This window comes from Bacteroides sp. AF34-31BH (assembly GCF_003602795.1).
In the GTDB taxonomy this organism is placed as follows: Bacteria; Bacteroidota; Bacteroidia; order Bacteroidales; family Bacteroidaceae; genus Bacteroides; species Bacteroides uniformis.
The window spans coordinates 106200-119840 of the sequence record NZ_QTLV01000011.1; the positions used below are offsets into that span (position 1 = coordinate 106200).

A 13641-nucleotide genomic window follows, 5' to 3' on the forward strand; every position below is an offset into this window, starting at 1 on the left:
CTGCCGCCTTTTTTTAAGGGTTATTTTGTTGGTTTACCAAATAGATACACGTTTTTCTACCGGCAAGAACATCGGGTCTTTTTCTGTCACGTTGAATGCCTCATACCAAGCACCGATTTGCGGCAATGCACCGTTTACGCGCCATTCGCCCAATGAGTGCACATCACTTTTTGTGCGGTTCAGCACTTCTTCGGGACGGATATCATTAGCCCATACACCTGCGTATGCCAGGAAGAAACGTTGTTCGGGAGTAAGACCGTCCAGCACCGGCAGCGGATTGGCAGCCGTAGCTTTCTTGAATGCCTGATAAGAAACCTGCAGACCACCGTGGTCGGCAATATTCTCACCCAATGTCATGCGTCCGTTGGCATATACGCCCGGAGCAACCTCGATGCTATCGAAGAAGTTCACCATCACCTGAGCACGCTCGTCAAAGTTCTTGGCATCTTCAGCAGTCCACCAGTCTTTCAGGTTACCGTCCTTGTCGTACTGGCGACCCTGGTCGTCGAATCCGTGAGTCATCTCATGACCGATTACCACACCGATGGCACCATAGTTGAAGGCATCATCCGCATTCATATCGAAGAAAGGATATTGCAGGATACCGGCGGGGAAACAGATTTCGTTCGTAGTCGGGTTATAGTAAGCGTTGACGGTCTGCGGAGTCATCAGCCATTCGTCCTTATCCACCGGCTTGCCGGCCTTGGCTATCATTTCGGCATGGCTCCACTCGTTGGCACGTTCCATGTTTGCCCAGTAAGAGTCGTTTTTGATTTCCAGTGTGGAGTAGTCTTTCCAAGTGTCGGGATAACCAATCTTCACATGGAAGGTAGCCAGTTTCTCCAGAGCTTTCACCTTAGTGGAATCACCCATCCAGGCAAGATTCTGAATACGTTCGCCCAAGCTTTCCTGCAAGTTCTTCACCAAAGTCACCATACGCTCCTTGGCAGCAGCAGGGAAATATTTCTCCACGTACATCTGACCTACAGCTTCGCCCAGCGCGCTGCTTACAGTGCTTACCGCTCTCTTCCAGCGGGGCTGCATTTCTTGTGTACCGCTCATGGTGCGGCTGTAGAAGTCGAAGTTCTGTTCTGCCATAGCATCGTTCAGCAAGCTTGCGGCAGAATCAATCAATTTCCATTGCAGATAAAGGCTCTGCTGTTCAATGGGCAGCGTATCCAGAATATCGGCAGCAGCTTTCAGTGAAGCGGGCTGGCCTACGATGATTTCCTTCACATCCTTCAAGCCCATGGCAGACAAATAAGCATCCCAATCGAAAGTAGGATAATTCTTCTTCAACTCTTCCATGCTCATCTTGTTATAATTGGCATGCGGGTCACGCAACTCCGTACGAGAGCGGAAAGCCTTGGCAAGACGTGTTTCCACATCCATCACCACCTCCATACCTTTCTTGGCAGTAGCCTCGTCGAAACCAGCCAACTGATACATCTTCTGTACATGTGTACGGAAAGCATCACGAATTTTGGCAGTAGCCTCATCATTCTCCAGATAGTATTCACGTTCGCCCATGCTCAGCCCGGTCTGATAGGTCTGTACAGCATTCATGCTACTGTTCATTTCGTCAGCGCCAACATACAGCACGTTGTAGGCGATGATACCCTTCTTCTGCATATCGCCCAGCAAGGCATAAAGCTCCTTCTTGTCCTTCAAAGCAGCCAGCTGGTCGAGTTCAGCCTTGATGGGAGCTACACCATCTTTGTTCAGCTTCACGCTGTCCATTACGATTTTGTACAAGTCACCGATTTTTTGTGCCACGCTGCCGGCTTCGTGCTGGGTGGCGGCAAGTTCTTCAATCAGTCCTTGAATCTGCTTGCGGTTGTTTTCTGCAAGGATAGTAAAAGAACCGTACTGTGAGTATTCAGCAGGAATCGGATTGTTCTTCATCCAACCGCCACATGCGTATTGGTAAAAGTCAGTTCCGGGTAGAGCCGTTGTGTCAAGATTGGCGAGCTGGATGCCTGCTGTAAGTTCAGCCTGCTGCTTGCCGGTGTTGCAGGAAGCCGTCATCAGACAGAATGCTGCAATGGGTAACAAATGATTTGCTTTCATAAACATATAAAATATAATAGTTAGTGATTCTCCAACTCTACAGTAGCCGCGTCCCACTCTTCCATCACGCGGTCAAGCTGCTCTTTCAGTTTTTGGTGCTGCTCATAAAGCGACATGTCCGAAGCACCTTCCGGTGTGGCCATCCTGGCCTCAAGAATGGCAATGGCAGCCTCCGTCTGCTCTATCTCCGCTTCACAATCGGCAACGCGACGTTCCAGTTTCTTGAGCTTCTTATTAAGCTCCTTCTGCTCCTCATAAGAGAGTTTGGCTGCCGAGGGTTGAACCGGTTCTGCACCAGCATTTCCCGATGCCGCCTTACCCGCAGTGGGCGAAGCGGAAAGTGAAGGGGATTTCTGTAACTCATTCAGGCTCTCTATCTGCTTCTTTTGCAGGAAATCATAAATTCCTCCCAGATGTTCCTTCACCAGTCCGCCACCAAACTCGTACACTTTAGTCGCAAGTCCGTCCAGAAAATCACGGTCATGGCTGACTATTATCACCGTTCCGTCAAAATCGCGGATAGCCTCCTTCAACACATCTTTGGAACGCATGTCAAGATGATTCGTAGGTTCGTCGAGAATCAGGAAATTCACCGGCTCCAACAGCAGTTTTATCATGGCAAGCCGGGTACGCTCTCCACCGCTGAGCACCTTCACCTTTTTATCCGAAGCCTCACCGCCGAACATGAAAGCACCTAGAATATCACGGATTTTGAGGCGGATATCCCCTACGGCCACGCGGTCAATCGTATCGAATACAGTCAGGCTCTCATCCAAAAGCTGTGCCTGGTTCTGGGCAAAATATCCAATCTGCACATTATGTCCCAGTGTAAGCTTACCGGTATAATCCGTAATCTCACCCATAATACACTTTACAAGCGTAGACTTACCTTCGCCGTTCTTACCGACAAAAGCAACCTTCTCTCCTCGGTTGATAGTCAAATTCACATCGTGGAAAACAACGTGCCCACCGTAGGATTTCTCCATATCCTCGCAGATAACGGGATAATTACCGCTACGGCTACTGCAAACAAACTTCAGGCGCAAAGAGGAGTTGTCTTCCTCATCCACTTCGATGCGCTCTATCTTTTCGAGCTGCTTGATGCGGCTCTGCACTTGCACAGCCTTGGTAGCTTTGTACCGGAAACGTTCGATGAAATCTTCCGTATCTTGTATCTGCTTCTGCTGATTCTCGTAAGCACGTAGTTGCTGCTCCCGGCGCTCCTTGCGAAGCACCACGAACTCATCGTATTTCACTTTATAGTCGTAAATGCGTCCACAAGTTATTTCGATGGTACGCGTAGTGACATTGTTCAAAAAGGCGCGGTCGTGGCTGACAAGCACCACCGCATTGGCACGGGTGGAAAGGAAGTTCTCCAACCACTGGATACTCTCGATGTCAAGGTGGTTGGTAGGCTCGTCGAGCAGCAACACATCCGGACGGCGAAGCAACAGCTTGGCAAGCTCTATACGCATACGCCAACCACCGGAAAACTCGCTTGTAGAGCGGTCAAAGTCCTCGCGGCTGAAGCCCAGCCCTTGGAGCGTGCGCTCTATTTCGGCACGGTAGTTGGTGCCGCCCATCATCAGAAAACGTTCGTTTTCGTGAGTGAAGCGGTCAATCAGTTTCTGGTAATCCTCGCTGTCGTAATCGGTACGTTCGGCAAGTTGCCGATTCATGCGTTCGATGCCCGCCTGCATCTCAAAAATATGCTCGAAGGCAAGTTCAGCCTCCTGCATTACGGTGCGCTTGTCACTGAGTATCATCACTTGGGGCAAATACCCGATAGTACATTCGCGAGGAACGGCAACAATGCCGGCAGTGGGCTGCTGAATGCCAGCCAATATCTTGAGCATGGTGGACTTACCGGCACCATTCTTGCCGACAAGAGCTATACGGTCTTTCTTATTGATAACATAAGAGACGTCTTCGAACAGAGGAGTGGCATTAAATTCTACCTTCAGTCCTTCTACAGATATCATAGTGTCAATGAATTTATCGTTCAAGACTGCAAAGGTAGCGATTTTCAACGTTATACAATATCATACGCTCACATAATTACATCAAATATCCAAGAAAGAGAACACTACTCCCGCATTTCCTGCGGAAGGACAATTGCAAAGCGGCTCCCCTTGCCAAGAGTTGAAGCCACTTCTATTTTTCCATGAAACCTTTCAACGATAGTCCTGCAAATGGCCAATCCCAATCCCGTGCCCTGCACAAAAGCATCTCCCTTATAGAAACGTTCAAAAATGTGCGCCAGAACTTCTTCCGACATGCCAGTTCCCGTATCTTCCACAAAGACTTCCAATGTAGCAAAGTCCTTCAGCCTATACCCTATGGTTATGCGTCCTTCAGCAGTGAACTTCACCGCATTATTGATAAGATTGTTGACAACTTGCCCCAAACGCGTAGGATCTGTATAGATAACTGCCGCCCGGTCCGGAAGGTCTAGCAGTAGCTCCACTCCTTTCCGAAGATTCATCTTCTGCGCACTGTAAATGCTTTCCAATATGCCATTTAAAGAAACCTTCTCAAAATGGAATTCCATCGTGTTCGATTCTATCTTGGACAAATCCAGAATATCTGAAATCAACACCATTAACAACTGGCTGTTCTTTTCAATCAAAGACGTAAATTCCATAATCTCCTGCCGCGACAAGTCGGCATCCCCACAAGCCAGTAGTGTAGAGAAGCCCACAATGGCATTTAGTGGCGTACGTATCTCGTGGCTCATATTAGCAAGAAATACGCTCTTCAACTCATCGCTACGTTGCGCTTTCTGCAAAGCCTCGTTCAATTTATTCTCCGTATCCTTGTATTTCTGCGTACTCATGCAAATACCGATGATACGGAACGGCAAATCCGTCAATTGTCCCACATAGGTAGATTGCGCCTCAAACCACTCCCACTTGCCGTCTCCCCTCCGTAGACGGTATTCCACTGGGCGTTCGTACAAATTACCACGCAACTGTAAAGCCAAAGCATCAAACACTCCCTTCCGGTCGTCCGGATGAATCAGAAATGCGAATTCCTCAGGCGTCAGCGTATAGTCACGCGTAGGAATCCCCAAATATTCAAAATAACGCGGTTCTATAATCATCAGATTATGTTCCATGTCGAAAGACCATTGAAATATCTGGGTGCGGCTCAGCGCAATATTCAGCAAATGCTTCTGTGTCCGTTCTTCCAACACATTCCTGAAATAGAGTACAATCCTCACCAATTGTCCATCTTCATGAATTCCCACCATAGCACCTTGTATCAGAAAACTGATACCACTCTTCAATTCACGTATAAAGCAATTGGTATCTAAGGGAATAATCCGCACATCCCTCTCCCGAAGTTGCAGCAAAAGGTCTTCTAACACATTCTTTTTATCACATACCACCTCCAATAAGTCAGTGATATGCCGCCCTATCACATGCTCATTCAATTGGAGTTCATTCATCACCTGCTGATTCAGACGCCAGATACAATCTTCCAAATCAATCATAATAATGCTGACGGGCCATGAGTTGAACAACTGCTCGGAGATGGCATTTATTATACGTACTTCTTGAGGAACATTCGGATTCATCAGAATTGTTTTATCATACAAGGAGCAAAGTTCGGGCTAAAATGCTTATGCCACAAACAAACCCTTATAAATCAATATTCCATTTTAATATGTATATATTCTATTATTCACAACTTTACCTTATTTAACAGAGATAAGTTGAGCGTAATATTGATTTTAACTGTTACCTCTGTCATTTATACATTATTATCCCCCATTTTTGCGTCTTAAAATCTCCAACATGAATATATCCGAATTCAATATAAATGACAAGTTCATTGCCTGCAATCATATCACAACCAATGAACTGAATCCGCTAGTGGAAAAGCCATACCACACCAAGGCCAGTATCTTCGCTCTATGCACCAAAGGAGTTCTGAAAACTATCATAAACCATACTCAATTCAGGGTTGAAGCTAACGCCCTCCTAGTTATTCCTCCCGAGACCTTCGTACAATTGCTACACACGTCAGACGATGCTGAAATATATGTCGTCATATTTTCCCAACAACTTATCCAGAGTTCAGGGGCCGGCAAGGTCATGATGGATAAGTTTCACATTATAGGCAAACACTATATTTTTCCTCTATCGAAAACGGACTTCCAGCTTTATGCCGAGTTCATGACCTATTTGTCACACCTCTACCAAAGAACAGAAAGCCCCTCAAGTCTAGTTTCATTGCAAACTCTACTGGCATATCTGTTACAAGGTATATCCGAACTCTGTCCGGAACGCCCTAGAATAAAAGAGACTCCGGGCAGCAGGCATTTCAACCAATACCGCATTTTTATCCGATTGGTACACACAGACTATGTCCGGGAGCATCAAGTGTCCTATTATGCATTGAAAATGAATATGAGGCCGGCAGCTCTTTGCCGCCTTGTCAAAAAGGAATCAGGACATACAGCCATGGAAATCATCAACAATACTATCATCATGGATGCCAAAGCACAGCTTTGTACCGCCAACACTCCGATAAAGGATATAGCCGTGAGTCTAGGTTTTAATAATGCGGCCTTCTTCAACAAATTCTTTAAACGTCATACGGGAATACCTCCTCAGAAGTTCCGTACATCCTCAAAACAATAAAATCCACTCAAAACACAAAATGCGGATATTCTGCCATGAGAATACCCGCATTCCTCAATAAGAGAAGTCTGCCATCAACCTACCTTCTTAGCAATAAAAAACACATAACCGTAGAATTCCTTATACTTGCCGTATAGTTCATCCTCAATCATTTGGAGTGAGCTGAACTCTTCGGCAATTTTATTACCGGCATATTTCTTACGGAAAATCTCCTGGGCCGCAACCTTTGAAGCAAAGTAATGCTCTGTCCAGCAATTCTCCGGCAAAATGAATGTAGCAACGGGAAGATAACCTGCCTTGTACAACTTGGTCACCTGATTGGGAAGTGTATCCATTTCAGAATAGGCGTCCATCCAGAAGTCATTGATTTCCGCAGGACGTTCGTCCGTAAACCATGAACTCTCGGATACGGCAATATACCCTCCCGGTTTCAGATATTTACGCCACTCCTTCAAGCCACGTTCAAAGCCGATGTTATAGATAGCACCTTCACACCAAATCATATCCAGCTCCTCCTCACCGAAAGGGAGGGCATCCATTGAACCGACAATTCCTTTTACTCTGTCCTGCAAGCCCAACTGCCTTGCATTACGGTTGAAGATGTCAATAAAGCCGGGGAAAAGGTCAATTCCGGTAATCTGTCCCGGAACATGGCCAGCCAATACCATTGTCTGACCACCCGTTCCACAACCGATATCGGCAATAAGGGATTCATCGGTAAGACCGTCTACAAAGCTCAATGCCTTCAACGTCACTTCAGGACTGCCAGGGCCTTGCCGTTCCATATTGGAGAAAAAGTCACAGATTAAATTAAATTCGAAATCGTGGATAGTTTTATTTTCGTTACTCATTTTCTTACTATATTTTGCATATACGGAAAGTATCACAACACCTTCAGCATAATATGCGGATTAAACTTGAATTATAACAATAGAAAAACACTCTCGAAAGAAGTTATCCGAAAGTAAACGAAAGGGACAATCTGTGCATGGAACACAGATTGTTTACAAAACCAAATCCGATTTAAATGTCTTTGTCATACTGCAAAGATAAGCAATATTTTATTTAATCAAAGAATTTACGGTTAATAAAGATTTTCCTTTGCACCGGGCGCATGCTGAAGAACGGCACCTACCACCTGGCAAGTTTCCAGTTCCTTACAGTCACCGCAAGTATTGAAACCTTTTTCGTACACACATTTGCGGATAGCACAATAATCGCTGCAATAGGCAAACTTCACCCCGTCTGCACGGCACCCCATACAATGGATGGTTTCCGGCGTAATTTCCGGCGTATTGTTCAGCACACTCCACTCTTTGGCGGTTTTCTCTCTCAGCTCATCGTCATTATTGACAGTGGCTATACGGGCGGCGCAATTTTCGCAATCCAACCCGCAACATGCAATTAATTGTTTCATCACTTGGTTATAACCATTTATGTGTTTCTCATAGCAAGCATTTGTCTACCTCCTCTTTATCTGAATTTAAGAGGAGGCAGACAGCCATGCTACAAATATACGGTTATTATTGTGTGAATGCCAAATTAATTTTCCATCACTTTGCTTCCACACTTCCACCCACCTCCTGCATCCCCCTGTCCATCGGCATTTGCCCTGCGGTGGAAGCAACCTGAAAAGGTGGAAGCAAAATTTGCTTCCACCTGCCCGAAACGCCTGAGTTTTGCAGTAAGCTGCTATCCCCTACCATAATACTGCATGCAGATTACATGAATCGGCAGGTTCGGTTTTCCTGCATTTTCGGGCTTGTCCTTACTGTGAAGTCAACAGATATGGAGTTGGACTGTAGGGGCATAGTAGGAGTTATCGGGAGTCAAAGGCCGACTATGAATAATGCACTCTAATGTCTTTTACACCGTTGTATAATACGTTTGCGCCTTGTGCGCAATAGGTTCGGGCTACGTACTTCATCTGTAATAGCTCTGGAGTTAGTGACGCCTAACGGCCATGAACAACCCTGCTTACGGTCGTCAAGCGATCGCTTTATGGCCGAAAGCAGGGTTGTTCATGGCCGTTAGGCGTCATAAATTCCCTATGCCACAGCAGACAAACAAAGGGAGAAGAGCAAAGGAATACCTATGTTTTAGATAAAAATCCACAAGCTTTCACTCGTGCTCCCCATAGGTTATGAGAGCAGGCTTCGCGCTCTGTGCGATAAATTCCCATTTATCAGCAGGCATACTCACTTACGAAACTTCAATTACTTATATAAATTGTTTCAGCCAAAGGCAGTACGGACATTTGCAAAAATATGGAAAGTCTTATTATGAAAAATTGCTATGGCATCGACTTCCGTTCGTGGCGTAAGGAGCTACGTACACGCGAGAAAACCAAGCAGCCACCCTGCAAACTGCCGGACAGAGTAAGCCGGAGTTTGCAGGGTGTTCTGTTTAAAGTATATCAAATCTCTGTTTTAATTTTGCTTAAAAAGATTTTATTCAGCTTCTTTTCGGTCTGTCTTCCTCTCTTTATTCGCCACATAGCCGCTATGCTCCTCAGAAAAACATCCTCAAAGACAATGCAGACAGTTACTAAATATTTGAAGGAGTTATCGGGAGTTAGAAGTGATAACTCTCCTAACTCCTATAAATGAAAGAGACGTGAGCCTTTCCCCAAAAAAAATAGAGAAACATAGATACACTTAAACAAAAAACAATTATCTTTGTCACAAATCCGCTATAGCGTAGTGGGTTTATTTACATATTAGTAAGAGCATTATTGAAATTATCTTCTTTATTCAAACTTCGCAACTTTGAAAATTACAGATGAAGATAACAACAAGGATGCTCACGTCTATGTTTATATGGTTTTCTCCCATCAGGGGGATGGTATATACACAAACGACGTGGGTGACTGTTGTATATTCATCTGTAGGGCAATGCGAAGGCCTGAATAAAGGATATACAAACATAGTTACTCACGTTTTTTTTTATTGTTTAACCTTTAAATAATTTGTGTATATGAAACAGAACACACCAGACGGTAGAGAAGCATACATCACTCCGTCTATCGAAGTTATCAAAATGGAGAATGAAGGAGTCATTGCAACAAGCGGCGAACCTTACCATCCCATTACGCGCTCCTATTCGGGCAGCACCTCTACCCATAGCTACAATTCGGCATCCAGCAGCGACTTGGAAGACCTAATCAATGACATCTTAACCGTAGAAAACTAAGGGGGACTTCATTATGATGAAATTAAGAAACCTTATGCAAGTTGCCTGCATGGCAACTGCTGCCTTGACCGCATTCAGTTGCAGCCAAGAGGAATTTGAAAACAGCGGGTGGAAAGGAAACATCACCGTTAACGCAACGTTTGAAGGCGCAGGTACCGACACCCGTACTACCGTAAACGATGAATACAAGATTCTATGGCAAGATACCGATGCCCTAGGGTTGTTCTGTAGTAATGCAGAAAGTAATTATAGCAATACAAAATTAGAATATGCAAGCGGTGCTGGTCAAACTTCCGCCACTTTCAACGGCAGCAAGCCAAGCGGAGAAACGGCTGTATTCTCCATCTATCCTTACCAACAAAACATGAGCGTAAGCGGCAATACATTGACCATGACTCTACCTGCCACGCTTACAAATTATAACGGCAGCAGCAATGGCCCGATGTATGCCAAGGTGACAAATCCCGACAATCTGAGCGCTCTGTCCTTCAAGCACATGGCAGCCATGATAAAACTGACCGTCAACAAGATTCCGGCAGAGGCCACTACTTTCAAGATTATTGCCTCCAATAACATTGCAGGTACTTGTACGGTAGACTTAACCGCAGCAGACCCGATACTGACGGTAGCAAGCAATGGAAGCAAGGAAATCACTGCCTCCTTCACTGCTTCAAACGATATAAAATCGCGCAACTTCTACATTCCTTTGCCCACAGGTACTTATAGTTCCATCACTGCCCAACTGACGAATGGAAGCGACAAGGTATATTTTACCAAGACGCTTAATGACAAAATCTTAGGGAGAAGAGACATATTGGTAGTACCTCCTTTGGATTGCGTTGTGGTAGAGGCTACAACCCCCAGTGCGCTTAGTACAGCTTTAGCTGATTCAAAAAATCTCCCACAAGAAGCACCGACAGCAGCAACCGTAACCGACATTGCAGTCAGCGGCAGCTTCAATACCACTTCTGGCAGCAACGACGGCATCGCCATCCCGGTTTTACAGAACTCGGACATCAACCTGACGTTCAATACAGCCCCAACGACCAGTACTGCCGCTCCGTTGACGCTGACCGACAAGACCAATACCAGCGTAAGTGCTCCCGCCGCCACTGCCACCAACAGTGTATCCTTGGCTGTACCGGAAACCACAGCAGAGCAAGAAGCTCCTTCTGTAGCCATCACCATGCCAAGCACCACCGTTACATTGGCAGCAGTAGGCAATAAAGCCACTTACAATGAAGTGACTGCCACTACCGCCCAGCAGACATTGATTATCAATGCAGGCGTCACCGTAAAGAAGCTGACCGTAAAAGGCGGTAACTTGAAGATATATGGAAAGGTAGAACAATTGGTACACGATGCCGGCGATACCACAATCTATATAATAAAAGGAACTGAAGCATCACTTCCGGCAACAATCGACAGCAAATTTGTAGTTCAATCCGACGTGGCAGTCCTAAAGACCGCTTTCGCCAACGGCGAAGATTTTAAATTGTCCGCCGATGCCGACATCACAGGGCAAAGCGTCAGTGTACCCGCCGGAAAGTCCGTGGTTCTTGACTTGAACGGATATGCACTGACTGCCGACAACAGCGCAACAGGCAAAATCATCGTCTTGGGCAAGATGACACTGAAGGACAGCTCTACCGAGAAGAAAGGCAAGATAGTTGCCAGCCAGGATTATACAGCGGCTTCTTATAATGGCAGTCTGATTGAAATAGCCGGTGAAGATGCCTCCATGACCATGGAAAGCGGCAACATCAGTGCAGTCAGAGAGACTCCGGACAGTAACGGCCAATATGGCGTCGGAGTGACGGACGGTGGAGACTTCACCATGACAGGCGGCAAGATAGAAGCCGGATGGTTTGCAGTGGCAGGCAACGGCAATTACAAGACGCAGAACTCCATCATCAACATCACAGACGGAGAACTCATTTCTACTGCTGACTATGCAGTCTATCTGCCCCAATCCGGCACAACGACCATCAGTGGCGGCAAGGTTTATGGTGCCGCAGGAGGTGTATGCATCCAACGAGGCACTCTGAATGTGGAAGGTACAGCCTTGATTACCAGTAAAGGCACAGGTAGCACCGGCAACTGGGGCGACGGTACCGGAGGACTGGACTGCGCCGCCATCAACGTAAGTGGAGCATATGGCATTGCCACAGTAAACATCAAAGGCGGTACACTGATTGCCGAAGCAAAGTCACTCATCACAGAAGGCACCACTTATACACCGGTCATCAACGTTACCGGCGGTACATTCTCCGACCCAAGCGCGCTGAAGTACATGAAGGCAAATGCAAATGTGAATATAAAGTTGACCGCCGACAAGACCTGCCCGGGATTCAAGACCACAAGCGGACAAACCTTGACGATGGACTTAGGCGGCAAGATTCTTACACTTGCTGACCCGACCGTAGGCTCCACCGGCACCGAAACGAACAGCTGTCAATTACTCGAAGGTTCAAACGTTACTTTCAAGAACGGAACGCTGAAGAGTGACAACAACAAAATCATGATTCAGAACTACTGCAACCTGACATTAGATAATATGACAGTAGACGGCACAAATGCCCAATACGTAGTAAGCAACAATTGTGGCAACATAAGCATCAACAATACCACTATCAACGCAGGAAGCAATGCGAATCAATTTGCATTCGACGTATGCGGCTATGCAAAGTACACTGCTGGAGTCACGGTTACGGTAAGCGGTACGAGCGTCATCAATGGAAAAGTGGAAATTTCCAAGAGTGCAGGAAATACCGAACTTATGAAGCTGAATATCACAAGCGGTACTTTCAACGGTGACTTAAAGGTAGATGCATCCGTGGGAACCGAAAATGCCCAAAGTATCATCTCTGTTTCCGGAGGTACATTCTCCGACCCAAGCGTACTGAAGTACATGGCAACCAACGCAACTGTGGATATAAAACTTCTCTCAAATATCAACATCGCCAAGACGGAGCTTGCCACAGGCTACATATTGAATGCTGCAAACGCAACGGCAAACTTAAACCTGAATGGCCACGACATCATCAATTCCTCAGAAACAGCTGATGCCACTCCTTTCACACAAATCTTTACTGTACAGAACGGAACACTAAACATTTCAGGCAACGGCAATGTGAAGTGCGATGCATCTGCTACAGCGAAAGACGATGGTTATCGCATGGTAATTGAAGCCCGAGGATACGGGACAGTAAATATTCATGGCGGTTCTTACTATAACACCCAGAAACTGAACACCCAGATAGACCTGATTTATGCAAGAGAGAATGGGAAAATCAATATCTATGGAGGAACATTTGAATCCGGCAAATATGGTACACCCAACAACGACACGGATGGCAGATACTGGGTACTGAACTTAAAGAATACAGACAAGAACACTGCCAGCATCCAGGTGTCCGGTGGAACGTTCATCAATTTCAACCCGGCAAATCCGAATATGGACGACAATGAGTCCTATTTGGTAACAGGCTACGAGGTTACCCGTGACGGCAGTGTATATACAGCAGCCCACAAAGTCGGTGATGGGAGGAAAGAATATATTGTTGGCCAAACAAGTCAGGAGAACCGATAAGCCAAATTCTAAGAAAGGAAGCAATATATCCTCGCAAACCAAACGAAGAGATATCGGAATCGCCTTATTACTATCTTTTAGATGCGGCGGACAGCGGATTTTCTTTTATAGATCTGCGTCCTCCGCGTCTAAAGAATG

At 46.0% G+C, this 13641-nt stretch carries 8 protein-coding genes; 3 read left to right on the forward strand and 5 right to left on the reverse strand.

The annotated features are described in order from the left end of the window. Positions 1–33: 33 nt before the first annotated feature. The 3 genes from DWZ67_RS15605 to DWZ67_RS15615 form a co-directional block, all read right to left on the reverse strand. Positions 34–2070 carry a M13 family metallopeptidase gene (locus DWZ67_RS15605; protein WP_061412075.1) on the reverse strand — a complete coding sequence of 679 codons (2037 nt, stop codon included), beginning with the start codon at positions 2068–2070 and terminating at the stop codon, positions 34–36. A gap of 20 nt (positions 2071–2090) precedes the next feature. After that, positions 2091–4052: a ribosomal protection-like ABC-F family protein gene (gene abc-f, locus DWZ67_RS15610; protein ID WP_035450317.1), complete on the reverse strand. Its 1962-nt coding sequence runs from the start codon at positions 4050–4052 to the stop codon at positions 2091–2093. 104 nt (positions 4053–4156) lie between these two features. Then, complete coding sequence (locus DWZ67_RS15615) at positions 4157–5650, reverse strand: ATP-binding protein (RefSeq protein WP_120139273.1); 1494 nt, start codon at positions 5648–5650, stop codon at positions 4157–4159. Between the two features lie 220 nt (positions 5651–5870). Here DWZ67_RS15615 and DWZ67_RS15620 point away from each other — a divergent pair, with 220 nt between their 5' ends. Then, positions 5871–6719 carry a helix-turn-helix domain-containing protein gene (locus DWZ67_RS15620; protein ID WP_120139274.1) on the forward strand — a complete coding sequence of 283 codons (849 nt, stop codon included), beginning with the start codon at positions 5871–5873 and terminating at the stop codon, positions 6717–6719. Between the two features lie 74 nt (positions 6720–6793). On the opposite strand, the gene DWZ67_RS15625 is transcribed toward DWZ67_RS15620, so the two are convergent. Next, positions 6794–7570 (reverse strand): class I SAM-dependent methyltransferase, encoded by a 777-nt coding sequence (locus DWZ67_RS15625; protein ID WP_165852485.1) that lies wholly within the window; start codon positions 7568–7570, stop codon positions 6794–6796. Between the two features lie 233 nt (positions 7571–7803). Next, on the reverse strand, positions 7804–8136 hold the full coding sequence (locus tag DWZ67_RS15630) for a DUF3795 domain-containing protein (RefSeq protein ID WP_057282171.1): 333 nt from the start codon (positions 8134–8136) through the stop codon (positions 7804–7806). Between the two features lie 1559 nt (positions 8137–9695). Between DWZ67_RS15630 and DWZ67_RS15640 the strand changes: the two genes are divergently transcribed. Both DWZ67_RS15640 and DWZ67_RS15645 read left to right on the forward strand, forming a co-directional pair. Then, positions 9696–9911, forward strand: a complete 216-nt coding sequence (locus DWZ67_RS15640; protein WP_016274224.1) for a hypothetical protein — start codon at positions 9696–9698, stop codon at positions 9909–9911. A 13-nt stretch (positions 9912–9924) separates the two neighbouring features. After that, complete coding sequence (locus tag DWZ67_RS15645; protein WP_120139275.1) at positions 9925–13503, forward strand: hypothetical protein; 3579 nt, start codon at positions 9925–9927, stop codon at positions 13501–13503. Positions 13504–13641: the final 138 nt, after the last annotated feature.

Coding starts and splice junctions, on each gene's coding strand:
- DWZ67_RS15615 (WP_120139273.1), bottom strand. CDS start 5,650: ATGAATCCGAATGTTCCTCAAGAAGTACGTATAATAAATGCCATCTCC.
- DWZ67_RS15625 (WP_165852485.1), bottom strand. CDS start 7,570: ATGAGTAACGAAAATAAAACTATCCACGATTTCGAATTTAATTTAATC.
- DWZ67_RS15620 (WP_120139274.1), top strand. CDS start 5,871: ATGAATATATCCGAATTCAATATAAATGACAAGTTCATTGCCTGCAAT.
- DWZ67_RS15605 (WP_061412075.1), bottom strand. CDS start 2,070: ATGAAAGCAAATCATTTGTTACCCATTGCAGCATTCTGTCTGATGACG.
- DWZ67_RS15640 (WP_016274224.1), top strand. CDS start 9,696: ATGAAACAGAACACACCAGACGGTAGAGAAGCATACATCACTCCGTCT.
- DWZ67_RS15630 (WP_057282171.1), bottom strand. CDS start 8,136: ATGAAACAATTAATTGCATGTTGCGGGTTGGATTGCGAAAATTGCGCC.
- DWZ67_RS15645 (WP_120139275.1), top strand. CDS start 9,925: ATGATGAAATTAAGAAACCTTATGCAAGTTGCCTGCATGGCAACTGCT.
- abc-f (WP_035450317.1), bottom strand. CDS start 4,052: ATGATATCTGTAGAAGGACTGAAGGTAGAATTTAATGCCACTCCTCTG.